Here is a 23079-nt window from a genome sequence, read left to right on the forward strand (position 1 = left end):
CTCAGCCCGGCGACGGTGCCGGCTCGGAGCGCGTCTGCGCCGGCACCTCGAGCGCCGAATCGCCGCCGAAGCGGAACTCCCGCTCCAGCCGCCACACGCCCTCCGCGTCCTGCTCGTAGAGCGAGAACCCGGTCACCGACCACGCCGCCTCGAAGTCCGCCAGCTCCGCCGCCGCCCGGTCCATCGACGCCTCGTCTATGTCGTGGGCGATCGTCACATGCGGGTGGTACGGGAACTGCAGTTCCCTTGCCAGCGGCCCGGAGGCGTCCCGGACCATCTTCTGCAGCCAGGAGCAGGCCGCCGCGCCCTCCACGACCTGCACGAAGACCACCGGTGTCAGCGGCCGGAACGTGTCCGTACCGCTCAGCCGCATCGGGAAGGGCACCCCGCACTCGGCGATCTGCGCCAGGTGCCGCTCGATCCGCGGCAGCGCCGCGGCGTCGACGGCGGTCGGCGGCAGCAGCGTGATGTGCGTGGGAATGCCGTGGGCCGCGGTGTCGCCGAAGCTGATCCGGCGCTGCTGCAGCAGGCTGCCGTACGGCTCCGGGACGGCGATCGATACACCGACCGTCACGGTCCCCACAAGCGTCTCCTTCACGGCCCTCAGTGCTTGGCGGGCAGGAAGCCCACCTTGTCATATGCCTCGGCAAGTGTCTCCGCCGCGACCGTACGCGCCTTCTCCGCGCCCTTGGCCAGCAGCGAGTCCAGGGTCTCCGGGTCGTCCAGATACTCCTGGGTACGGGAGCGGAAGGGCGTCACCCACTCGGTCACCACCTCGGCGAGGTCGGTCTTGAGCGCACCGTAGCCCTTGCCCGTGTACTTCTGCTCCAGTTCGGCGACGGTGGCGCCGGTGAGCGTCGAGTAGATGGTGAGGAGGTTGCTGACGCCGGGCTTGGCCTCCGGGTCGTAGCGGATCTCGGTGTCCGTGTCCGTCACCGCGCTCTTGATCTTCTTCGCGGAGGACTTCGGCTCGTCGAGGAGGTTGAGCAGGCCCTTGGGCGAGGACGCGGACTTGCTCATCTTCACCGTCGGGTCCTGGAGGTCGTAGATCCGGGCCGTCTCCTTGAGGATGTACGGCGCGGGGACGGTGAACGTGCGGCCGTAGCGGGTGTTGAAGCGCTCGGCGAGGTCGCGGGTGAGCTCGATGTGCTGGCGCTGGTCCTCGCCGACCGGGACGGCGTCGGCCTGGTAGAGCAGGATGTCGGCGATCTGCAGGACCGGATACGTGAAGAGGCCGACGGTCGTGTTGGCCGTGCCCTGCTTGGCGGCCTTGTCCTTGAACTGCGTCATGCGGGACGCCTCGCCGAAGCCGGTGAGGCAGTTCATCACCCAGCCGAGCTGCGCGTGCTCGGGCACGTGGCTCTGCACGAACAGCGTGCAGCGCTCCGGGTCGAGACCGGCGGCGAGGAGCTGCGCGGCGGCCAGGCGCGTGCTGGCGCGCAGCTCCCGGGGGTCCTGGGGGACCGTGATCGCGTGCAGGTCCACCACCATGTAGAACGCGTCGTGCGTCTCCTGGAGGGCCACCCACTGGCGGACGGCGCCGAGGTAGTTGCCGAGGTGGAACGAGCCGGCGGTGGGCTGGATGCCGGAGAGCACGCGGGGGCGACGGGTCGGGGCTGCCATGGGGCTCATTCTCTCAGGTGCGGAACGTGTTGCGGCCCGGCGGTGTAGGGAGGGTGCGGGGGCCGCCGGCGGCGGCCCGCGGGCGGTCCGTGCGCCGGGCCGGTGGGCGGCGGGGGGAGGGGCGGCGATCAGCGGGGACGGTGCGGGCGAGGCGCGGCTGGTGGCGCGCGTACGGAACGGGGAGACCGAGGCGTACGCGGAACTGGTGCGCGCCCACGCGGAGACCGCGCACCGGCTCGCGCTGCTGCTGGGCGCCGGCGCGGAGGCGGAAGACGTGGTGCAGAACGCCTTCATCAAGGCATACCGGGCGCTTGGCGGCTTCCGGGACGGGGCCGCCTTCCGCCCGTGGCTGCTGCGGATCGTCGCCAATGAGACCAAGAACACAGTGCGCGCGGCGGCCAGGCGCCGGGCGGCGACCGAGCGCGCGGGCGCGCTGGCGGGCGCGGCGGGGGCGGGCGGTGCGGGGGTGGCCGCGGAGGATCTGGCGGGGCGGGCGCTGGCGGCGGAGCGGCGGGAGGAGCTGGTGACGGCGCTGCGGGCGCTGCGGGAGCGGCACCGGGAGGTGGTGATCCACCGGTACCTGCTGGACCTGGACGAGGCGGAGACGGCGGCGGCGCTGGGGGTGCCGCGGGGGACGGTGAAGTCCCGGCTGAGCAGGGCGCTGCGGGAGCTGGCGCGGCTGCTGGGGGAGGACGGCGGGGCGCGCGACGGGGCGGCCGGCGGGGTACGGGGCCGTGGGCGACGGGGTCGCGGGGGCGCGGCCGCGGGGGAGCCGGAAGGGGGCGGGGCCGGTGGGGCGTGAGCCGGAAGGGCTTGAGGGGCTGGAGGAGGAACTGCGCGCTCTGGGGCGGTCGCCGGCCGGGGACGGCGCGGGGGTGCCGGTCGGCGGTGCGGTGGCTCGGGCGGAGACGGCCGGCGGGACCGGGGTGGACGTCGAGGGGGTCGTCGCGGGGGTGATGGGGCGGGTGGCGGGGGAGCCCGTGCCCGTCGCGGGGTGGCGGGTGCGGGTACGGCGCCGGGTGCGGGGGCGGTGGCGGGTGCTGCTCGCCGGGTTCGCGGCGATGCTGGTGGGGCTGGTGCTGGCGGCGCCCGTACGGGCGGGGGTGGCGTCGCTCTTCGAGTTCGGCGGCGTCGCGGTACGGACCGCGCCGTCCTCGGCGCCGTCCGGCCCCGGCGCCCCGCCCCCCGGTGCCGTCCCGGGCTGCGGCGCGCTGAGCCTCGACGCCGCCGCCCGCCGCGCGGGTTTCCGGCCGCCGGTGCCGCCCGGGCTGGGGGCGCCGGACGCGGCGGACGTCTCGGCGGACGGACGGATGGTGTCGCTGTGCTGGGCGGCCGGGCGCGGGGCGGGGGGCGGCGACGCGGTGCGGCTGGACGCGTTCCGGGGGACGCTCGACCCGCTCGTCGGCAAGACGTCGCCGGTGCCGCCGGAGTGGGAGCAGGCCGGCACCGGCACGGCGCTCTGGTTCCCCGAGGGGCACCGCCTGGAACTGCTCCTGCGCGACCCGGGCGGCAGCACGTACACCCGTACCGTCCGCACCGCGGGCCCCACCCTCCTCTGGCAGGGCCCGGACGGGCTGACCCTCCGCCTCGAAGGCGTCCCGGCCAAGCAGGAGGCCCTGCGCCTCGCGGAGTCCGTGTCGTGAGGCGGCGCGTGCGGAACCGGGGCGCCGGGGGCGGTGTACGGAGGGCGGAGCCCAGTTCGTACGGCGAGCGGGGCCCGGTTCGTACGCCACCGGCCGCGGCCGGACACCGACCGGACAACGGAGCGACGCCATGCGCAGACCCACACGCCGGCACACCCGCCGCACCCACCGCCTCGCCGCGGCCGCCGCCGCGGCCCTCGCCGCCCTCGGGCTCGTCCTCGGCCTCGCCCCACCGGCCGCCGCGGGCGGTCCGACGAGCGTCCTGCTCGTCAACGGCGGCAGCGGCGACGCCGCCGCCCTGTACGCCACCCACCCCGACTATGCCGCACTCGACAAGGCCATCGGCGACGCCGGCGAACGGGTCGGCCCGGTGCTCACCGAAGCCGGCCTCGGCGGCGCGGACGCGCGGCGGATCACGGTGACGTGGCTCCAGCACGACGTCCACGTATGGCGCGTCGACACCCTCTACCCGGACGCCCGCGGCGGCGCGGTGGTCAGCAGGGGCACCGGCGGAGACGCGGCGACCTCGCAGACCTGGCGGCGGGTGGAGCATCCGGGACGGCTCGGTTCGCTGCTCGGCCGGCTGGGGGTCGCGGAGCGGCCGGAGGAGCAGAGCGGGTGGTACATGCCGCCGCAGTTCGGCACCGACGCCGCCGCACCGGAGGCCGGGGGCCTGCCGGAGCCGGCCGCCGACGCGGGGGCGGAGCCGGGGGAGGGGCAGGCGGCCGCGGATACGGACCGCGCCGCCCGCCGCGAGGCGACCGCCGCCGGCCCGGACGCGGGGCCCGGCACCAACTGGTGGTGGACCCTGCCGGGCCTGGCCGCCGGTGCCCTCCTGGCCACCGCAGCGCCCCGCCTGTACCGCCGCCACCGGACACCACAGGACGGACGGGCAGGCGCCCGCGGCGTACTCCTGGACCTCGACGGCTGAGGCCGGCCGGAACGGGAAGGCCGGCCGCCACGGACCGGCCACCGGCGTCCCGGGCTCAGCCCACCGCCAGCCCCGGTGCCGGGAACGCCCCCATCAGCTCCGCCACCTCGCCCCTGATCCCCTTCAGCGCCACATCCGCCTCCGCGCCGCCGGTCCGCGCCGCCGCCACCCCTCGGTCGATCCACTCCGCCACCTGCGCCATCTCCGCCGTCCCCAGCCCCCGGGACGTCAGCGACGGCGTGCCGAGCCGGACGCCCGAGGGGTCGAACGGCTTGCGCGGGTCGTACGGGACGGTGTTGTAGTTGACCACCAGGCCCGCCCGGTCCAGGGCCTTCGCCGCCACCTTCCCCGGGACCTCCTTGCCGGTGAGGTCGATGAGGATCAGGTGGTTGTCCGTGCCGCCGGAGACCAGCGAGAAGCCGCGCTCCGCGAGCCGCGCGGCCAGTTCCTTCGCGTTGGCGACCACGGCCGCCGCGTACTCCCGGAACGACGGCTGCGCCGCCTCGTGCAGCGCGACCGCGATGGCGGCCGTGGTGTGGTTGTGCGGCCCGCCCTGGAGGCCGGGGAAGACGGCGCGGTCGATCGCGCGCGCGTGCTCCGCGCGGGTCAGGATCATCGCCCCGCGCGGGCCGCGGAGCGTCTTGTGCGTGGTCGTCGTGACGACGTCCGCGTGCGGTACGGGCGAGGGGTGCGCGCCGCCGGCGATGAGCCCGGCGATGTGCGCCACGTCGGCGACGAGCACGGCACCGACCTCGCGGGCGATCTCGCCGAAGGCGGCGAAGTCGATGGTCCGCGGGATGGCGGTGCCGCCGCACAGGATGATCTTCGGGCGCTCGGCGCGCGCCAGGTCCCGTACCTCGTCGAAGTCGATGCGCCCGTCCTCGCGCCCCACCGTGTACTGCACGCCGCGGAACCACTTGCCGGTCACCGACACGCTCCACCCGTGGGTGAGGTGCCCGCCGTGCGGCAGGGACATGCCCATCACGGTGTCGCCGGGCTCGGCGAAGGCGAGGTAGGCGGCGAGGTTCGCGGGGGAGCCGGAGTACGGCTGCACGTTGGCGTGCTCGGAGCCGAAGAGGGCGTTGGCCCGGTCCGCGGCGAGGGTCTCGATGGGGTCGATGTTCTGCTGGCCCTCGTAGTAGCGCTTGCCGGGGTAGCCCTCGCTGTACTTGTTGGTGAGCACGGTGCCGGTGGCTTCGAGCACGGCGGCGGAGACGTAGTTCTCGCTGGGGATGAGCCGCAGCGTGTCGGTCTGGAGCTGCTCCTCGGCGGCGACGAGGGCGGCCAGCTCGGGGTCGGTCTGCGCAAGGGCGGGATGGGCGGGAGCCATGGTGTGTCCCTCCGGGTCGAGTCTGCGTCGGACCCGGGGCACCCAGGCGGGCGGCACCACTCGGCTGCTGCGCCGCGCGGCTTCCCCGTGGTCCGTTCCACGTTCGCCAGTCGCCGCACGCGGTTCCACCCTAGCGGGCACGCCCGCCGGTGATGGATCCTTCGTCCATCATCCGAGCGAAGATAGAAAGTGGGGCACCACCCCTGCCCCGCCCGCACCGCCCTTCACGGCGCAACGGAACGGAGATCCCGTGACGCGAACCGACGCAGCCATCGCCGCGGCCGACGCCCACAGCGCGCACAACTACCACCCCCTGCCCGTGGTCGTCGCCACCGCCGAAGGCGCGTGGATGACCGACGTCGGGGGCAACCGCTACCTGGACATGCTCGCCGGCTATTCGGCCCTCAACTTCGGCCACGGCAACCCCCGCCTCCTCGACGCCGCCCGCGCCCAGTTGGACCGGGTGACGCTGACGTCGCGCGCGTTCCACCACGACCGCTTCGCGGAGTTCTGCGCGCAGCTCGCCGAGCTGTGCGGCAAGGACATGGTGCTGCCGATGAACACGGGCGCCGAGGCCGTCGAGACCGCGGTGAAGACCGCCCGGAAGTGGGGCTACCGCGTCAAGGGCGTGCCCGAGGGGCGCGCGAAGATCGTCGTGGCGGAGAACAACTTCCACGGCCGTACGACCACCATCGTCAGCTTCTCCACCGACCCCGAGGCCCGCGCCGACTACGGCCCGTACACGCCGGGCTTCGCCATCGTCCCGTACGGCGACCTGGCCGCCCTGGACGCGGCCGTCGACGAGGACACGGTCGCCGTGCTGCTGGAGCCGATCCAGGGCGAGGCGGGCGTGCTGGTGCCGCCGCCGGGCTATCTGGCGGGCGTACGGGAGCTGACCGCGGCCCGGAACGTGCTCTTCATGGCCGACGAGATCCAGTCGGGCCTGGGCCGCACGGGCCGTACGTTCGCGTGCGAGCACGAGGGCGTGGTGCCGGACGTCTACATCCTCGGCAAGGCCCTGGGCGGCGGCGTGGTCCCCGTCTCGGCGGTCGTCGCGAGCCGCGAGGTCCTGGGCGTCTTCCACCCCGGCGAGCACGGCTCCACCTTCGGCGGCAACCCGCTGGCGTGCGCAGTGGGCCTGGAGGTCATCGCGATGCTCCGCACCGGCGAGTACCAGCAGCGCGCCACGGAACTCGGCGACCACCTCCACCGCGAACTGGGCCTGCTGACGGGCACGGGCGCGGTGCGGGAGGTACGCGGCCGGGGCCTGTGGGCGGGCGTCGACATCGACCCGGCGCACGGCACGGGCCGGCAGCTCTCGGAGAAGCTGATGGCCCGCGGCGTCCTGGTCAAGGACACCCACGGCTCCACGATCCGTATCGCACCGCCCCTGGTCATCTCCAAGGAAGACCTCGACTGGGGCCTGGCGCAGCTCCGCGAGACGCTGACCGCCTGACCGCGTCGCCTCGCCGCGCGGGGCAGGGGGCGTAGCACGTACCCCTGCCCCGGCGGTGTCCGTGGACCGCCCGGCATCCGCCGTACGACTGGTAACCGAGCCTCATGTGGCCGTGGCCTGCGCGTCCGTTCGTGACGATCACCGCGGGAACGGAGAATGCGGGACCGCAGCGGCTTCTCCGGCGACCAGACGAGCGAGGCGGTCATGGCGGGTTCCAGCACTCCGAAGGAGACCTCGGTCATCCGGAAGGAGGCCGTGAGTGAGCTGTCCAAGGTGTTCGGGGTCGACGCCCGGGGACTCGACCTGCCGCGGGCGATCCTCTTCCTGGACCTCGCGCTGGTGCCGCTGGTGGTCTTCTGGGCGATCGGGCACGAGCAGTACCTCCTCAGCGCGCTCTTCGGCCTGCTGCTCGCGGTGCTGGACGACCGCGGCGGCAGCTTCGAGCACCGCGCGGCGCGGGTCTCCGTCTACGCCCTGATCGGCGCGGGACTGACCGCGTGGGGCTTCGCCCTCGGGGGAGCGGGCTGGGGCTGGCTGGTCCTCTCGGGCTTCGCGGTCACGCTCGTGGCCGGACTGGCGGTCGCGTACGGAACGCGCAGGTTCGCCACCGCCCTGCTGCTCAACATCTGGTTCATCGCCGCGCTCGCCCTCGCGTTCCAGCTCGACCACCACTCCGGCCCCACCAGCCACACGTGGGCCCAGGTGGTCGCGTGGGCGGGAGGGGCGGCACTGTGGCTCGCGGTGACGACGGTGGGGTGGCTGGCCCGCGGACGGCGGAACGGCCCCCGCCCGACGCCGGACGCACCCGGCGAGGACGGGCCCGCCGGTGACGCACCTGCCGGGGAGGCGCCCGGCGGGGAGGCGCCCGCGGGGAACGGGCCTGCCGAGAACCCGCTCGCCGGGATCCGGCGCCGGCTTCCCCCCTGGCCGGTGCTCACGTTCGCGGTGATCCGCGCCGGAGCCGTCGCCGCGGCCTGCGCGCTCGGCTTCGGCCTCGACCTCTCGTACGGCTACTGGATCCCGGTCGCGACCGTCATCGCGATGAAGCCGGCGCTGGAGCAGACCACGCTCTTCACCGCGCAGCGCCTCGTCGGCGCACTGCTCGGCGCCGCCGCGGCCTCGCTGCTCATCCTGCTGCCCGCGGGCGAGACGGGGACCAAGCTGTTCGCCGTGACGCGGGTGCTCGAAGTGGTGGCGCTCGTCCTGCTGATGCACGCGGCGGCGGTCCGCTACTGGAACCACGCGCTCTACTGCGCCGCAGTCGCCGCGGGAGTGCTCATCCTGGTCAGCCTCCCGCAGCCCACGAACTACACCGTCGAGGGCTACCGCGTGCTGTGGACGGCATGCGGCGTGGCGATCGGCCTGGGCCTCATGCTGCTGGCAGGCAGACTGGCCGCCCGCGAGGACGAGGAACCCTGACCACCGCCCACGGCGGCCGGTCGTCTGGAACGCCCGCACGGGCCATGTCCCGCGGGATCCGGTGGGGACGGGAAACACCGGACCGATCGGGGGCCCGGGCCGTCGCAACCTGGCCGTCCCCCGACCAACCGGCCGCGCTGCGCCCCGTCCTCGACCGCCTGCTCACCCGGGTCCGCGGCACGCAGGACGGCCCGGTGATCCCCCACCAGTGACGTGCCTCAGCGCCGTACGCCGCGAGTTGGCGTAGCCGCTCGAAGAAGGGCGTCGTCGGAGAGGTGAATCACCAGAGCCGGGCGCCCCTTTGTTCTCGCAGCGCTTGGGGCCCGCGCCACCCGTACCCGCGACCATCTCCGTCCACTCTCTGCACGGGTACGCATACGGGTTGTGCACGCCTCTGTTTCTCACAGGGAACTCGCAGAATCGTGCCCGGCCGTGAACCGGACCGCCGCCCCGATACTGGGGCCATGAGCGGCGCGATAGAGCGTAGTGCGGTGGGGCAGTCCGTTCTCGTGGTCGAGGACGATCCCGGGATCGCCGACATCCTGCAGATCACCCTCCGCTTCCACGGCTTCGCCGTGCGCGCCGCGCCCACCGCCGGGCGCGCGCTCGAACTCGCCCGCAGCCACGCCCCCGACCTCGTCCTCCTCGACGTCATGCTCCCCGACGGCAGCGGCTGGCAGGTCTGCCGGGAGCTGCGGGCGGGCGGGGACGAGCCCGCCGTGATCTTCCTCACCGCCCGGGACGCGCCCGCCGACGTGCTCGGCGGGCTCGCGCTCGGCGGGGACGACTACATCACCAAGCCGTTCAACGTCGACGAGGTCGTCGCCCGGGTGCGTGCCGTGCTGCGCAGGACCCGGGGGCGGGCGCCCGCGGGCGGGGTGCTGCGCCACGGGGACGTGGAGCTGGACGAGGCGACGTTCACCGTACGGCGCGGGGGTGCGCCCGTGGAGCTGACGCCGACCGAGTACAACCTGCTGCGCCACCTCATGCGCAACGCCGGCCGCATCCTCACCAAGGAGCAGTTGCTGCGCAACGTCTGGCAGTTCGACACCGCGGTGGAGTCGACGGTCGTGGAGACGTACATCAGTTATCTGCGGCGCAAGCTCGACCCCCTCGGCCCGCCGCTCATCGAGACCCGCCGCGGCGTCGGCTACGGGCTGCGCCCCGTAGGACCGCATGGGCCGCATGAGCCGCATGGGCCCGACGGGTCCGAGGGACAGGCCGGACCGGCCGGTCCGGCAGGAGCCAGGGATTCCGCAGCGCCCGCCGGGCCGCCGCCGTGAAGCGGTTCCCCCGTTCCCTCAGCAACCGGCTCTCCGTCACCAACGTCGTCATCCTCGCCGTCGGTCTCCTCGCCGCCGCCTGCGGCAGCCTCTTCGGTACGTACACCATCCTCGTCGGCGAGGTCGACGCCACCGTGCGCCAGGACCGCGAGACCCTCGTCTCGGGACCGCTCAGCGTCACCGCACTGGAGCAGGTGTGCCGGTTCGCCGACGCCTTCGGCGCGTCCGACGACAAAGGCTTCGGCTCCTCCGGCAAGGAGGACCCCTTCGTCCTCCTCGACTCCCGCGGCGAACTCCGGCCCACCTGCCCGCTCATCGGCGGTGACGACCAGCGGCTCTCCCGCGAGATAGCCGGCTCCGTCGACGATCCCGGCGCCCTTGCCGACTCCGGCGACCTCACCAGCATCGCGGCCGGCGGCCACCACTACCGCGCCGCCGTCGCCCGCCTCGACGACGGTTCGTACGCCATCAGCACCACCCGCTACGACGGGGTGCGCAACGCCGTACGGAAACTCCTCGTCATGGAAGCCGTCTTCGGCGCCCTGCTCCTGCTGCTCCTCGCCGTCGTCTCCTCGCACGCCGCCCGCCGCCGGCTGCGCCCCCTGGAGGACATGGTCGAGACCGCGTCCGCGATATCCGAGGGCGACCTGTCGCGCCGCGTCGACACCTCGCCGCCCGGCGGCAGCGAGGTCGAGCAGTTGCGCGACGCGCTCAACGCCATGCTCCAGCAGGTCGAGGGCGCCATGGCCAGCCGGGAGGAAGCCGCCGCGCGGCAGCGGCAGTTCCTCGCCGACGCCTCGCACGAGCTGCGCACCCCGCTGGCGACCGTGCTCGGCTACCTCCAGCTCTACGACAAGGGCATCCTCGACGACGACGAGGCCGAACGCGCCCTCACCCGCGTCGGCGCCGAGGCCGAGCGCATGAGCCGCCTCGTCGACGAACTCCTCGCCCTCGCCCGCCTCGACCAGCACCCCGCCCGCGACCGCGCCCCCGTCGACCTCGCCGCCCTCGTCCGCGACGCCGCCGCCGACCTGCGCGCGCAGCAGCCGCACCGCCCCGTGACGGCCGAGGCCGCGGCGCCCGCGGTGGTCGTCGGCGACGAGGCCCAGTTGCGCCAGGTCCTCGGCAACCTCCTCGCCAACGTACGCACCCACACCCCCGAAGACGCCGCCTGCACCCTCTCCGCCGCCACCGGCGACGGCGCCGCCGTCCTGCGCATCGCCGACACCGGGCCCGGCATGCGCCCGGAGGACGCGGCGCGCATCTTCGACCGGTTCTTCCGCGCCGACCCGGGTCGCGCGCGGGTCGCGGGCGGCAGCGGCCTGGGCATGTCGATCGTGCGGGCGGTGGTCGAGGCGCACGACGGCGAGGTCGCGCTCGACACCGCGCCCGGCGCGGGCATGGCCGTCACCATCCGGCTGCCGCTGGCGGACGCGCGGGTTGAGAGTTCGGTGTGAAGCCCCTGCGGGATCCCTGAGGGCCCTGGGTACGCCCCGGCCGCCGCGGTGACGCTGAAGCCCCCACTCCGTGTCGCCGAGCCGAGGAGCCCCGCCGTGGCCGCACTGGCCAGATTCTGTTTCCGCCACCGCTACGTCGTCCTGCTGCTCTGGGTCTGCGCCCTGTTCGGCACGGCCGTCGCCGCACAGGCCGCGGGCAGCCGCTGGGCCAACGACTTCGAACTGCCCGGCACCGAGTCCGCCGAGGCGGTCGACCTTCTGCGCGCGTCCTTCCCGCAGACCTCCGGGGACACCGACAGCGTCGTCTGGCGGGCACCGGAGGGCGCCTCGGTACGCGACCCGCAGATTCGCGCGCGGATGACGGAGGCGCTCGCCGGCATCGCCGACGTTCCGCAGGTCGGCCGGGTCGCCGGTCCGTACGCGCCCGAAGGCGGCGGGCAGATCAGCGAGGACGGGCGGATCGCGTACGCGCAGGTGACGTTCACCGAGCAGGCCATGAACCTGGAGAAGGAGAACGTCGAGGAGGTGATCGACACCGCGCAGGCCGCGGCCGGTGACGTCGACGGACTCCAGGTCGAGCTGGGCGGCGAGGCGATCCAGGCGGTGCAGGGCGCGCCGGGCGGGCTCGCGGAGGTGACGGGCATCGTCGCGGCGGCGGTCATCCTGTCGATCGCGTTCGGCTCGCTCTTCGCGATGCTGCTGCCGATCGTCTGCGCCGTCTTCGGCATCGGCACGGGCCTGATGACGGTCACGCTGCTCAGCCACACGACGGACTTCGCCGAAGCCACCACCCTCCTCGGCAGCCTCATCGGCCTCGGCGTCTCGATCGACTACGCGCTCTTCATCGTCACCCGGCACCGCACGGGGCTGCACCGCGGCATGAGGGTGGAGGACTCCGCGGTACGGGCCCTGGACACCGCCGGGCGCGCGGTGCTGTTCGCGGGCGGGACGGTGTGCGTGGCGCTGCTCGGCATGATCGCGCTGGGCATCGGCTTCCTCAACGGGGTGGCGATCGCGGCGTCGCTCACGGTGCTGCTGGGCGTCGCGGCGTCGGTGACGCTGCTCCCGGCGCTGCTGGGCATCCTGCAGACGCGGGTACTCAGCCGCCGCCAGCGCCGCAGGCTCGCGGAGCACGGCCCGGAGCACACCCCGGAGCCGGGCGACGCGGCGGCGGGGGAGACCGGAGAGGCCGCGGGCCGGGCCCCCGGGCGGGCCGCCCGCTGGGCGCTGCTGGTGCAGCGCAGGCCGCGGCTGCTGGCGTCGCTCGCGGTCGTCGTCATCGCGATCGTCTCCCTCCCGCTGCTCTCCCTCCGCCTCGGCACCACCGACCAGGGCAACCACCAGGAGTCCAAGACCACGCGCAAGGCGTACGACCTCCTCGCCGAGGGCTTCGGCCCGGGCTTCAACGGCCCGCTCCAACTGGTGGCGGAAACCCCCGAAAAGGCGGACGCTCCCGCCCTCAGCCGCCTGATCACTCGACTGGAACGAACCGAAGGCGTGGCGGAGGTGGGCACCCCCGCCCCCGCCCCGGACGGCAGGATCACGGTCGTCCAGGTCATCCCGGACAGCGCCCCCAGGACGAGGCGACCGACCAGCTCATCGACCGGCTACGGGACGAGGTCGTCCCGGCGGCCGAGGAGGGCACCTCGCTCGACGTCCGTGTCGGCGGAGTCACCGCGATCAACAAGGACTTCGCCTCCGTCATCACCGCCAAGCTGCCCCTCTTCGTCGGCATCATCGTCGCGCTGGGCTTCGTCCTGCTGCTGGTCGCCTTCCGCTCGGTGGTGGTACCGCTGACGGCGGCGGTGATGAACCTGCTCGCCGCGGCGGCGGCGTTCGGCGCCCTGGTCGCGATCTTCCAATGGGGCTGGGGCAGCGACCTCTTCGGCCTGGGCCGCGAGGTGCCGATCACGGCGTTCCTCCCGGTCATCATGCTGGCGATGCTCTTCGGCCTGTCGATGGACTACCAGGTCTTCCTGGTCAGCCGCATGCACGAGGAGTGGGTCCACCACGGCGACAACGCCCGCGCGGTCCGCGTCGGCCTCGCGGAGTCCAGCCGGGTCATCAACGCGGCGGCGCTCATCATGATCTGCGTCTTCAGCGCGTTCGTCCTCAGCGGCGACCTGGAGGGCGTGATGGCGGGCATCGGCCTGGCCGGCGCGGTGGCCCTGGACGCCTTCGTGATCCGCACGATGCTGGTCCCCGCCCTGATGCACCTGATAGGCCCCGCCAACTGGTGGCTCCCCACCTGGCTGGACCGCCACCTCCCCCACCTGGCAGTAGAACCCCACGACAACCCGGGTGGAGTGGAAGACGAGCCGGGCGGCCCTCAGGAACTCGCGAAGACGGGCGGGGTCCCGGCGTGATTCCGCCAACCCCTCCGGAATGTCACGGAGAGTAGTCGATTGGGCTCGTCCGGTGGTACTCTCGCGGCGAGAGTTCTCCCTTGGAGGGGACATGGACACGAAGTGGGAAGCCGACCCGGCGGCGGCGTTCGCCCGGCGGTTAGGGAAGTCGTCGCATGAGCTCGGGCAGACCTCGGGCGACGCCAGTTGCCCGGACGTGTGGGAGTTGGACAACGGGGATGTCGCGGTCATCGGCAGCGATCTGACGGCCGACTATCAGGGACGGTTACCCGAAGGGGTGAGCGTCGACCCCGGCGAGCGTCTGGTGGTCATCCCGCGGGCGACGGTCATCGCGGCGAAGACGGATATCCCGGATGAGTAGCTTGCTCAACGGCGTGGAGGGCGAGCGCATGTCTCTCGCCCCGTACTACGCCGACTTCGAGACGCACTACTGGCGCAGCGCCGACCTGGGATTCTGGAAGCTGGAGCGGCAGCAGACGTTCCAGGAGCCGGGCTACGACAGTTGGGAGGCGTTCGCCCGCGGTGACTGGGCGGAATCCCTGCGCTTACTCGAAGCGGGCAGGGAGAAACTGACGCGGTATCACCAGAAGGGGCAGCGGCACGGCTTCGTTTCCCGGCGGATCCGGGTGGTGGAGGAGCCACTGAGCCCGTACATGCAGTGGGAGTTGCACGCCCTGCGGGTCCGTAGTGAAACCGGGGGGCGGATCCACGTCATCGACGCGGACAAGGTCGTCCAGTACGAGTCCGACGGCCCGCTCCCCGAGATCTACACCCTCGGTGAACACGTGATGTACGAGGCCGTGTACGACGAACGGGGCGTGCTGGAAGCCGCGCGGAAGTTTGTCGATCGTGACCTCATCCTGCGCTGCCAGAGCTTCATCCAGGAGCTCTATCAAGCCGGGGAGCCCCTGCTCGACTGGTTCGACGGACACGTTGCGCACCTGCCGCCCCCACCCGCCCAGACGTAGCGATGGGCGGTGACGGTACGCCGGGGCACGTCAACCGGGTCGGGGGCGAGACCGTCGCCCACGCCGTCGTCCAGGCCCGGGACATCAGCGGCGGCCTGCACCTGCACCAGCACGGGCAGGAGACGCCGGCCATCGTCCCGCATCAACTGCGCGGCGGCGTCGGGCACTTCGTCAACCGGTCCCGGGAGCTGGCCCGGCTGGACTCCCTCCTCGCGGAGGACACGGCCCGGTCGCGTACGTCGCGCGTGGCGGCGCTCACCGGTACCGGCGGGGTCGGCAAGACCTCGCTCGCCCTGCACTGGGCGCATGCCGCGCAGGAGCACTTCCCCGGTGGCGAGCTGTACGCCAACCTGTGCGGCTATGCCGCCGAGGCCCCGGCGGCCCCGGAGCAGGTGCTCGGTCACTTCCTCGAGGACCTGGGCGTCCCGGCCGCGCAGGTGCCGGCGGTACGCGAGCGGCGCGAGACCCTGTTCCGCTCGCTGGTGGCGGGACGCCGCATGCTCATCTTCCTCGACAACGCCGCCCACAGCGCCCAGGTGCGGCCGCTGCTGCCGGGCACCGCAGCGTCGCTCGTGCTCGTCACCAGCCGGGACGACCTCACCGGCCTGGTGACCCACAGTGATGCCGTGCGCATACGGGTCCCGACGTTCCCGGCCGACGACGCCGTCACCCTGCTGCGCGCCACCACCGCCGACGAACGGACCGGCGACCCGGGCGCCGACCTCTCAGAACTGGCCGGGATGTGCGGCGGGCTTCCGCTTGCGCTCCGTATCGCCGCGGAACGAGCGGCGGGCCGGCCGGCGATCCCCTTACGCGAACTGATCGACGAGTTACGCGACGAATCGGCGCGGTGGACCGTGCTCACCGCCGACACCGGGGAAGGGAACGAGGAGGGAACGGACGCCATGCGCAGCGTGTTCGAGTGGTCCTACCGGGCGCTGCCTCCGTCCGCCGCCCGGCTGTTCCGGCTGCTCGGCCTGCACCCGGGCAACGAGTTCGGGCTGCCGGCCGCGGCCGCTCTGGCGGGCCTGGAACCCGCGCGCGTCCAACCGATGCTGGAAACCCTGACGCGCGCCCACCTGCTGCAGCGACGCCCGGGCGGACGCTACGAGTTCCACGACCTGGTGCGCGCCTACGCGGCCGAACTGGTGCGCAGGGAGGAGATCGAGAACGACCGGGCGGCGGTCCTGTCGCGCTGCCTTGCCTGGTACCTCCACGCCGCGGACGCGGCACAGCGGGCCATCGCGCCCTACGACCGCTGGCCCCTCGACGACCACGTCCCGGCTCCCGATCACCCGCCCGCCTTCGACGGCTACGAGTCCGCCTTCCGCTGGTACGAGAAGGAGTCCGTCAACCTCGTCACCGCCGTCCGCTCCGCCGCCGACGCCGGTGCCTTCGGGATCGCCTGGCGGCTGGCCGTGGTGCTGCGGGCGATCTACATGCACCAGAACGCCTTCGACGAGTGGAGTACCACCGCCCGGATCGCCGTCGAGGCCGCGCGCGCGTCGGGCGAGGACGTCGGCGAGGCAGAGGCGCTGGAGAACCTGGGCAAGGCCGAGTTCCAGAGACTGCGGCTGGCGGAGGCCGAGGAGTGCCACCGGGGCGCGCTGGCCATCCGGCGGCGACTCGGGGACGTCCACGGCATGGCGGTGTCCACCAACGCCCTCGGTCTCCTCGGGCTCCGGCGCCGCCGTCTGGACGAAGCAGAACGCCGCTTCACCGAAGCCGCGGAGATGTTCCGCACCCTCGGCGAACGCCGCTGGACGGCCCTGATGCGTACCAACCTGGCGGAGACGCTGTGCGACGCCGGCCGTCCGGGCGAGGCGTGCGATGTCGTGGAACGGGTGCTCGCGGACTTCCGGGACCTCGACGACCACTTCGGGGTGGGCAACGCGCTGTGGCTGCTCAGCCGGGCCCGACGCGAATCCGGAGACCCCGGGGCCGCCGCGCTGGCGATCACCGAAGCGCTCTCCCTGGCCGCGGCGGAGGACAACCGACTCTGGCAGGGGCACTGGCTCGCCGAGTCGGCCCGCGTCGAACTTGCGCGTGGTCGCGCGACGGAAGCCCTGCGACTGGCCCGCGAGTCGGCGGCAGTGCAGCAACGACTCGGCGACACCGCCCGTGAGGCCGCCGCGCTGGACATCGCCGGCCAGGCGTGCGGTGCGCTCGGCCGGCCGGACGAGGCGGCCGGCCTCCATCGCGAGGCCGTCGAGCGGTTCCGCGAGGCCGACGCCCACTGGCAGCTTGCGCTTGCGCTGGTGCACCTGGCGGAGGTGCTGGGACAGGCGGGGGAGCCGGCCCGTACGGTCTGGGAGGAGGCGGCGGGCGAACTGGGCCGTTTCGACGACCCGGGGGCGAACGCGCTGGCGGAGCGGGTGGCCGCGCGGCTCGAAGACCTCTGAGGGCGTCGCGTCGCGCGGAGCTACTCCACGGGTGCGGATTCGGCGATCCACACGGGTCCGTCCGCGCAGTCCAGGCGAGGCCCGTCGGTGGGCGTGAGACTGGTCCGCAACACCTTCACGCGGCGTCCCTCCAAGACCGCGACTGGCCCCCGGCCGGGGCCGATGTACCGGTGCGTCCGTACCTGGTTGTGCACTTCGTGAGCACTTCGCGCGGTGTCCACAATGGCGAACTCCTCTTCCATGAGCCCCGCGTAGGTCGCCCCACGATCTGACTGCGGCTCACCGGCGGACGGGTCCGCCGCACGCTCCAGCGCGACGGCGAGCACCCGTCGGAGCGACTCCGCGAGCCGGGGCCACAGCGCGTCGGGCGTCGCATCGTCCGGGATGGGGACCGTGCGCTCCTAGGCGAGGACGGGGCCGGCATCGAACTCCTCGTCCATGCGGTGGGCCGTGACACCGAGCTTCGGATCGCCGTTCCGGATCGCCCACAGCACGGGGGCGGGCCCGCGGTACTCGGGCAGCATCGAGCAGTGGACGTTGATGACGCCGTAGCGGGGGACCGAGAGGACGGCCGGAGGCAGGCGCCACGAGAAGCCGAAGCAGACCAGGAGATCGAGACCGTATCCGCCGAGGGCTGTCCCGAGCCCTTCGGAGCTTCCGGGTAAGAGCAGGTCGATCCCCGCGGGCAGCGCGGCGGTGATGCGCCCCGCGGTATCGGCGGCGGCTGGATCGGTCGCCGATCTGGGGCGCATGGAACGGGAGTAGGCGTAGACGACGGGGGTGTGGCCGCCTTCCACGCAGACCTCGCGCAGGGTGGCGAACTCCCGGGCACCGAATGAGATCAAGCCGACACGCATGGCAACGCTCACCGAGGCAGCATAGCGAGGCACCAGAGCCCCGGAAGGCGACTTCGACGGCGGCCGGAGCCGGGAAAACCGCTCCCGCGCAACGGAGCGGGGTGCTGCCCCTGTTGGGCTGCACCCCGGTCCGTGGTGGCGGCGTGGTCAGACGGTTACCAGGTCTGCCTTCTGCTCCGCCTCCGCCTCCGCGGTCGGCTCCGGCTCCTCCGCCGGGTTGCGCTTCGGGAGGGCGAAGAGCAGGGCGTACACCACTCCCAGGATCGCGATCACCCACCACATCGCGTTCTCGAACGCCCCCGCGAACGCCGGGCCCGCCTCCCGCGGGGCCGTCGGCTCGTCCATCGCGCCGAAGAACACCACCGACACCAGGCCGAGACCCAGCGCCATCCCCAACTGGTTCACCGTGTTGATCAGGCCCGACGCCGAGCCCGCGTGGCGGCGCGGGACGCCGGAGAGGACCGCGTCCGTCAGGGGGGCGAAGACCAGGCCCATGCCCGCGCCCAGGAGGGTCAGCGGCAGCACCATCTGCCAGGTGGAGATCTCCGTGCCGTAGCGGTCGGACGCCGCCAGGTACAGCAGGGCTCCGGACACCATCATCACCGCGCCCCCGTGCAGCACCTTCCGCCCGAAGAGCGGCGTCAGCTTCTGCACCGACATCCCCGCCGCCACCGAGCAGCCGAGCGAGAACGGCAGCCCCGTCAGGCCCGCGTGCAGGGCGCTCCAGCCGAGGCCGAGCTGCATGTACAGCGTCCACACCAGGAAGAAGATCCCCAGCGCGGTGCTGAAGGCGAGCTGCACCCCGATGCCCGCGGCGAAGCTCTTCACCCGGAACAGCGTCAGCTCGACCAGCGGCGAGCCGTCCGCGCGCTGCTTGCGCTTCTGGTACGCGACGAAGGCGGCGAACACCGGCAGGCTCGCGGCCATCGAGACGAAGCCCCACGCCGGCCAGTCGTTCTCGTGGCCCATGGTGATCGGGTACAGCAGCATCAGCAGCCCCGCGGTGGCCAGCAGCACCCCGCGCAGGTCCAGGCGGAGCGCGTCGGGCGCCGTCGACTCGCTGATGAAGCGGCGGCCGAGGATCAGGCCGGCGATGCCGACGGGCAGGTTGATGAGGAAGATCGGCCGCCAGGCCAGCCCGAACAGGTCCCACTCGGTGAGCAGCGCGCCGATCATCGGGCCGGACACCGCGCCGAGGCCGGCGACCGCGCCGAACATCCCGAAGACCTTGCCCCGTTCCTCCGCGGGGAACGTGACGTGGATGATGCTGAGTACCTGCGGCACCATCAGCGCCGCCATCGCGCCCTGAAGGACCCGCGAGCCCACGAGCATCGCCGGGTCGGCGGCGATGCCGCACAGCAGCGAGGCGGCGGTGAAGCCGCCCATGCCGAGCAGGAAGACCCGCTTGCGGCCGTAGATGTCGCCGAGCCTGCCGCCCGTGATGAGGCCGATGGCGAAGGCGAGCGCGTACCCGGCGGTGATCCACTGGATCGCGCCGAAGGAGGCGCCGGTGTCCTCCCGGATGCTCGGGATGGCGATGTTGACGATCGTCGCGTCGACGAGGTCCATGAAGGAGGCCGTCAGCACGACGGCGAGCGCGATCCACCGGCGGCGGTCCGGTCCTGCGACAGAGGCGTTCTGGAAGGTCATGGCGGTAATCTAGGATCGGTATAGGACAGGTCATGTCCTAAAGGGAAGGCAGTCTGGAAAACATGACGACCGACACTCCCAAGCGGCTTCTGCACCTGCTCTCCCTCCTCCAGACGCCCCGCGAATGGCCCGGCAGCGAGCTGGCCGGCCGCCTCGGCGTCACCGACCGCACCATCCGCCGCGACATCGAGCGGCTGCGCGACCTCGGCTACCCGGTCGAGTCCACCAGGGGCACCGCCGGCGGCTACCGCCTGGTGGCGGGAAAGGCCATGCCCCCGCTGCTCCTTGAGGACGACGAGGCCGTCGCCATCGCCGTCGGTCTGCGCAGCTCCGCGGGCCATACGGTCGCGGGGCTCGCGGAGGCGTCCGTACGGGCGCTGGCGAAGCTGGAGCAGGTGCTGCCGTCGCGGCTGCGCCGCCGCGTCACGTCCCTCGGCACCGCCACCACGCCGCTCACCCGCTGGCAGGGCCCGCAGGTCGACGCCGAGGTGCTGACGGTGCTGGCCGCGGGGGCGGCGGGCGGCGAGCGGCTGCGCTTCGGCTACCGCGCGGTGGACGGCACCGAGACCAAGCGGCTGGTGGAGCCGGCCGGGCTGGTCGCGGCGGGCCGGCGGTGGTACTTCGTCGCGTACGACAACGACCGTGACGACTGGCGGATGTTCCGCGTCGACCGCATCACCCGCCCCTTCGCCACCGGCGTCCGCCCGCCCCGCCGCGAGCTGCCGGCGGCGGACGCGGCGGCGTTCGTCGAGGACCGGATGGGCGGGGACCGGCCCCGCTACCGCGCCCGCGTGACGCTGCACGCGCCGTACAAGGAACTGGCGCGCCGCCTCGCCGGCACGGAGGGGCTGACCCGGCTGGACGAGGGGCGCTGCGCGTTCGTGACGGAGGCGGACGCGCTGGACTGGCTGGCGCTCCGGCTGACCGCGCTGGGCTGCGAGTTCGAGGTGCACGAGCCGCGGGAGCTGGCGGAGTACCTACGGGACCTCGCGGGCCGCGCGTCCCGAGCGGCGGGCGGCATGGGGGAGGGGACGGGGGAGGAGTGAGCGGGATCCGGTACGCGTACGAGCCGGCGGCCCCGAAGCGGGCCCCGGCCCCGCCGCCCTCTCACCCCAGCCGTCGCCGCAGCGCCCGTGCCCGGCGCGCCACCCGCCGTACCGCCGGACTCCGCGGCACGAACGCCAGCCGCTTCGGCACCCCGCCCGGCAGCCCCTCCACCGTCAGCCGGCGCCGCTTGAAGTACCGCCACGTGTCCGCGTCCAGCTCCGCCGCCAGCCACGCCTCGGCCTCGGGCCGCCGCCGCGCGTAGATCCGCGGCTGCATCGTGAACCCGACCGCCGTCAGCAGCCCTCCCAGCGCCGCCTGCGCCTCCTGGGCGGTCGGCGCCCGCCAGTCGCGCACCGCCGCCGGGTCGTCCAGCGACGGCAGCAGCGCGTCGGCGATCGTGACCGGGACGCGGTTGCTGTTCTCGTACGGGGTCAGCCGCTCCAGCAGCGTGTCCGTGCCGGCCCTCGCCACCGGCAGCCCGTACAGCGTCGAGGCGGTCAGCAGCGCCGTGGAGAACGCGCCCGCCACGAGCGCCGGTCGGAGGCGTTCGTACAGCACCTCCGCCAGCACCGGGGAGTCGAGCACCGTCAGCGTCACGCCGAGGCCGTCCGCCTCCTGCTCCAGCAGCCGCGAGATGCGCGCCGGTGCCATCGGGTGGGGCTTGAACACCACGCTGCGGTGGCCCAGTCGTGCCGCCCCGCGCACCATCCGCACGTGCAGCTCCTCTTCCTCCGCCGCGGTGAGGATCTTCAGCGCCGAGAGGTACTGGCCCAGGAGGAGTGCGGGCGAGGACCCTTCGGCGAGCCCGGCGGCGGGCAGGTCGAGGTCGGCGGCGGCCGCGAGTTCGGCCAGCACCTTCTTCAGCTCCTCGGCCGGCACGATCTCCGGCGGCACCCCGAACTCCGTGAGCAGCATGGGCCGTACGCCCGGCAGCAGGTCGGGGTGGAGCAGCCGCTCGACGCGGCTGCCGACGAAGGAGGAGAGCTTGTTGCGCGTGGGGCCGTAGCTCATCAGGCCGTCGGCGTAGACGTGCAGGGCCGCGTCGGGGAAGAGCTGGACGAGCGCCCGCGCCGGGTTGACCTGGATCGACTCCACGACCAGCGTGAGCCGGTCGTCGCCCAGGCCCCACAGCAGCCGCAGGTGCCGCTCCCACAGCGGCACGTCCTCGGCGCGCGGCTCCCACGCGGCGGGGTGCAGCGGGCGGATGGCGTGGTTCCAGTCGCGTACGTCGTCGAAGCGGGAGCGGAGCTGCGCGAAGCCGGCCATGGCGTCGACGGCGGGGGTGGTCTCGGGGTTGGCGGCGTTGTTGGTGATCAGCAGGACGCGGCGGTCGGCGGCGGGGAAGAGCCCGGCGTCCAGGGCGGCGGCGAGGGTCGCGGTGCCGTAGAGGGTGGAGGCCACGAAGACCTGGGTGTGCCGGCCCGGCGCGTAGCGGATCTGCAGCGGCGGATGCGCGGACGCGGGGGCGGTGGAGCCGGCCGCGGGGCCGGGGGACGGGGAGGTCATCGGACGGCCACCTCCGCCGGTACGCCCCGGCGGTGGAGCCGGCGCAGCAGTTCGGAGCGGTCGGTGTCCATGGCGTCCAGCACCTCCGTCAGTACGTGCGGGGGCATGCGCCGCAGCGCGTCGGCGCTCATCTCGCGCAGTCTGCGGGCCACCGGCTTCTCGAACCGCTCGATGTGCTTCAGATGGTGCGCGATGATCGCGCAGTAGTTCCGCACCGCCTTGGGCAGCAGCAGCTCCGCGTCCCGGTCCGCCGCCGTCTCCTCGACCACCTGGTCGAAGGCGCGCAGGAAGTCGAGCTGGCGGACGTCGCCGATCTGGGTGAGGGAGTTCGCGACGCCGCGGCGGTAGAAGACGCCGAGCAGCCCGACGACGGCGAACGTCCGGGCCTCGCGGTGCAGCCGCCAGATCCACGGCCGGTCCTCGGCGGTCCGCAGCCCGTCGGGGAAGTGCAGCAGGCCCTCGTCGAGCAGCCGGCGGTGGTAGATGCCGGCCCAGGCGTACGCGTAGTCGACGGACGTGGTGCGCGTCGCCGGCAGGATCGCGGAGCGCGGGTCCTGGACGACGCCGCGGCGGCCGTGCGGCACGCGGTGGAGGGTGCGGGCGCGGGCGGCGCACTGCACGTGGTCGGTGCGGACGAAGTCGCAGTCCAGCTCGGTGATGGCCGCCAGCAGCCGGCGGCAGTGGCCGGGGGCGAGCCAGTCGTCGCCGTCGAGGAAGGTCACGTACCGGCCGCGGACCCGGTCGAGACCGGTGTTGCGGGCGGTGGCCAGGCCGCCGTTGTGCTCGTGGCGTACGTGCACGGCGCCCGGCAGGTCGCGCGCGGCCCGCGCCAGCAGCTCGCCGGTGCGGTCCGTCGAGCAGTCGTCCACCAGGATGAACTCGGTGTCGGGTGCCGCGTTGGCGCGCAGGCAGGCCAGCGTCTCGGGTGCGTAGTCCTGCACGTTGTAGAAGGGAACGATCACGGAGAGTTGAAGCATCCAGGCGATGCTAGGGGCCGCCCCGCGCCCGGGGCTTGCCCTGCTCCGACGCCCGCATGAACGCCGGGCGGCGGAATGGTGAACGCCGTCCCTCTACGGACGGGTTCGCCGTTCGGCGGCGTGTTGTTAACCATTTGTACGGCCGGTGTTGGGCCACCGAGCGG

Annotated in this window: 18 protein-coding genes, 1 pseudogene and 1 riboswitch; of the genes and pseudogenes, 12 read left to right on the forward strand and 7 right to left on the reverse strand. The window is 73.5% G+C overall.

Annotated elements, in window-relative coordinates; genetic code table 11:
• Position 1: 1 nt before the first annotated feature.
• Together DMB38_RS22795 and trpS are read right to left on the reverse strand one after the other, a co-directional pair.
• The gene (locus tag DMB38_RS22795) at positions 2–583 is read right to left on the reverse strand and encodes a 2'-5' RNA ligase family protein (RefSeq protein WP_125936729.1); all 582 of its coding nucleotides are present in this window, start codon (positions 581–583) and stop codon (positions 2–4) included.
• Positions 584–603: 20 nt separating this feature from the next.
• Complete coding sequence (gene trpS / locus DMB38_RS22800) at positions 604–1623, reverse strand: tryptophan--tRNA ligase (protein ID WP_125936730.1); 1020 nt, start codon at positions 1621–1623, stop codon at positions 604–606.
• Here trpS and DMB38_RS22805 point away from each other — a divergent pair.
• The 3 genes from DMB38_RS22805 (at position 1622) to DMB38_RS22815 (ending at position 4197) form a co-directional block, all read left to right on the forward strand.
• Positions 1622–2425 carry a sigma-70 family RNA polymerase sigma factor gene (locus DMB38_RS22805; RefSeq protein WP_125936731.1) on the forward strand — a complete coding sequence of 268 codons (804 nt, stop codon included), beginning with the start codon at positions 1622–1624 and terminating at the stop codon, positions 2423–2425. The two genes, trpS and DMB38_RS22805, sit on opposite strands and share 2 nt — an antisense overlap.
• Positions 2415–3266, forward strand: a complete 852-nt coding sequence (locus DMB38_RS22810; protein ID WP_240662417.1) for a hypothetical protein — start codon at positions 2415–2417, stop codon at positions 3264–3266. Before DMB38_RS22805 ends, DMB38_RS22810 begins: the two co-directional genes overlap by 11 nt.
• Before the next feature lie 130 nt (positions 3267–3396).
• Complete coding sequence (locus DMB38_RS22815; protein WP_125936732.1) at positions 3397–4197, forward strand: hypothetical protein; 801 nt, start codon at positions 3397–3399, stop codon at positions 4195–4197.
• Between the two features lie 55 nt (positions 4198–4252).
• Here DMB38_RS22815 and glyA read toward each other — a convergent pair whose 3' ends face one another.
• The gene (gene glyA, locus DMB38_RS22820; protein WP_125936733.1) at positions 4253–5527 is read right to left on the reverse strand and encodes a serine hydroxymethyltransferase; all 1275 of its coding nucleotides are present in this window, start codon (positions 5525–5527) and stop codon (positions 4253–4255) included.
• Between the two features lie 33 nt (positions 5528–5560).
• Positions 5561–5651: riboswitch (ZMP/ZTP riboswitch) on the reverse strand.
• A gap of 126 nt (positions 5652–5777) precedes the next feature.
• Here glyA and rocD point away from each other — a divergent pair.
• The 8 genes and pseudogenes from rocD (at position 5778) to DMB38_RS22860 (ending at position 16878) form a co-directional block, all read left to right on the forward strand.
• The gene (gene rocD / locus DMB38_RS22825; protein WP_125936734.1) at positions 5778–6983 is read left to right on the forward strand and encodes an ornithine--oxo-acid transaminase; all 1206 of its coding nucleotides are present in this window, start codon (positions 5778–5780) and stop codon (positions 6981–6983) included.
• A gap of 156 nt (positions 6984–7139) precedes the next feature.
• Positions 7140–8402: an FUSC family protein gene (locus DMB38_RS22830; protein ID WP_240662418.1), complete on the forward strand. Its 1263-nt coding sequence runs from the start codon at positions 7140–7142 to the stop codon at positions 8400–8402.
• Between the two features lie 464 nt (positions 8403–8866).
• Positions 8867–9685 (forward strand): response regulator, encoded by an 819-nt coding sequence (locus DMB38_RS22835; RefSeq protein WP_346429514.1) that lies wholly within the window; start codon positions 8867–8869, stop codon positions 9683–9685.
• A complete protein-coding gene (locus tag DMB38_RS22840; protein WP_125936735.1) occupies positions 9682–11142 on the forward strand; it encodes a HAMP domain-containing sensor histidine kinase in 1461 nt (486 codons plus the stop codon). The genes DMB38_RS22835 and DMB38_RS22840 overlap by 4 nt, the downstream gene beginning before the upstream one ends.
• Before the next feature lie 96 nt (positions 11143–11238).
• A pseudogene (locus DMB38_RS22845) lies at positions 11239–13508 on the forward strand (MMPL family transporter).
• Between the two features lie 91 nt (positions 13509–13599).
• Positions 13600–13869 (forward strand): hypothetical protein, encoded by a 270-nt coding sequence (locus DMB38_RS22850; protein ID WP_125936736.1) that lies wholly within the window; start codon positions 13600–13602, stop codon positions 13867–13869.
• Positions 13862–14476 (forward strand): DUF6879 family protein, encoded by a 615-nt coding sequence (locus DMB38_RS22855; protein WP_125936737.1) that lies wholly within the window; start codon positions 13862–13864, stop codon positions 14474–14476. The genes DMB38_RS22850 and DMB38_RS22855 overlap by 8 nt, the downstream gene beginning before the upstream one ends.
• Before the next feature lie 2 nt (positions 14477–14478).
• Positions 14479–16878: a tetratricopeptide repeat protein gene (locus DMB38_RS22860; protein ID WP_125936738.1), complete on the forward strand. Its 2400-nt coding sequence runs from the start codon at positions 14479–14481 to the stop codon at positions 16876–16878.
• A gap of 401 nt (positions 16879–17279) precedes the next feature.
• Here the strand turns inward: DMB38_RS22860 and DMB38_RS37070 are convergent, their stop codons facing one another.
• The gene (locus DMB38_RS37070) at positions 17280–17747 is read right to left on the reverse strand and encodes a formyltransferase family protein (protein WP_240662419.1); all 468 of its coding nucleotides are present in this window, start codon (positions 17745–17747) and stop codon (positions 17280–17282) included.
• A gap of 135 nt (positions 17748–17882) precedes the next feature.
• Positions 17883–19385, reverse strand: a complete 1503-nt coding sequence (locus DMB38_RS22870) for an MFS transporter (protein ID WP_125936739.1) — start codon at positions 19383–19385, stop codon at positions 17883–17885.
• A gap of 62 nt (positions 19386–19447) precedes the next feature.
• Between DMB38_RS22870 and DMB38_RS22875 the strand changes: the two genes are divergently transcribed.
• The gene (locus DMB38_RS22875; protein ID WP_125936740.1) at positions 19448–20431 is read left to right on the forward strand and encodes a YafY family protein; all 984 of its coding nucleotides are present in this window, start codon (positions 19448–19450) and stop codon (positions 20429–20431) included.
• Positions 20432–20492: 61 nt separating this feature from the next.
• On the opposite strand, the gene DMB38_RS22880 is transcribed toward DMB38_RS22875, so the two are convergent.
• The gene (locus DMB38_RS22880; RefSeq protein ID WP_125936741.1) at positions 20493–21938 is read right to left on the reverse strand and encodes a polysialyltransferase family glycosyltransferase; all 1446 of its coding nucleotides are present in this window, start codon (positions 21936–21938) and stop codon (positions 20493–20495) included.
• Complete coding sequence (locus DMB38_RS22885) at positions 21935–22915, reverse strand: glycosyltransferase family 2 protein (RefSeq protein ID WP_125936742.1); 981 nt, start codon at positions 22913–22915, stop codon at positions 21935–21937. Before DMB38_RS22885 ends, DMB38_RS22880 begins: the two co-directional genes overlap by 4 nt.
• Positions 22916–23079: the final 164 nt, after the last annotated feature.

This window comes from Streptomyces sp. WAC 06738 (assembly GCF_003945505.1).
In the GTDB taxonomy this organism is placed as follows: Bacteria; Actinomycetota; Actinomycetes; order Streptomycetales; family Streptomycetaceae; genus Streptomyces.

Excerpts from the sequence above, each read along its gene's own strand:
- DMB38_RS22830 (WP_240662418.1), top strand. The coding sequence starts at position 7,140 with ATGCGGGACCGCAGCGGCTTCTCCGGCGACCAGACGAGCGAGGCGGTC.
- DMB38_RS22815 (WP_125936732.1), top strand. The coding sequence starts at position 3,397 with ATGCGCAGACCCACACGCCGGCACACCCGCCGCACCCACCGCCTCGCC.
- glyA (WP_125936733.1), bottom strand. The coding sequence starts at position 5,527 with ATGGCTCCCGCCCATCCCGCCCTTGCGCAGACCGACCCCGAGCTGGCC.
- DMB38_RS22885 (WP_125936742.1), bottom strand. The coding sequence starts at position 22,915 with ATGCTTCAACTCTCCGTGATCGTTCCCTTCTACAACGTGCAGGACTAC.
- DMB38_RS22880 (WP_125936741.1), bottom strand. The coding sequence starts at position 21,938 with ATGACCTCCCCGTCCCCCGGCCCCGCGGCCGGCTCCACCGCCCCCGCG.
- trpS (WP_125936730.1), bottom strand. The coding sequence starts at position 1,623 with ATGGCAGCCCCGACCCGTCGCCCCCGCGTGCTCTCCGGCATCCAGCCC.
- DMB38_RS22875 (WP_125936740.1), top strand. The coding sequence starts at position 19,448 with ATGACGACCGACACTCCCAAGCGGCTTCTGCACCTGCTCTCCCTCCTC.
- DMB38_RS22860 (WP_125936738.1), top strand. The coding sequence starts at position 14,479 with ATGGGCGGTGACGGTACGCCGGGGCACGTCAACCGGGTCGGGGGCGAG.
- DMB38_RS22870 (WP_125936739.1), bottom strand. The coding sequence starts at position 19,385 with ATGACCTTCCAGAACGCCTCTGTCGCAGGACCGGACCGCCGCCGGTGG.
- DMB38_RS22850 (WP_125936736.1), top strand. The coding sequence starts at position 13,600 with ATGGACACGAAGTGGGAAGCCGACCCGGCGGCGGCGTTCGCCCGGCGG.
- DMB38_RS22805 (WP_125936731.1), top strand. The coding sequence starts at position 1,622 with ATGGGGCTCATTCTCTCAGGTGCGGAACGTGTTGCGGCCCGGCGGTGT.
- DMB38_RS22835 (WP_346429514.1), top strand. The coding sequence starts at position 8,867 with ATGAGCGGCGCGATAGAGCGTAGTGCGGTGGGGCAGTCCGTTCTCGTG.
- DMB38_RS22855 (WP_125936737.1), top strand. The coding sequence starts at position 13,862 with ATGAGTAGCTTGCTCAACGGCGTGGAGGGCGAGCGCATGTCTCTCGCC.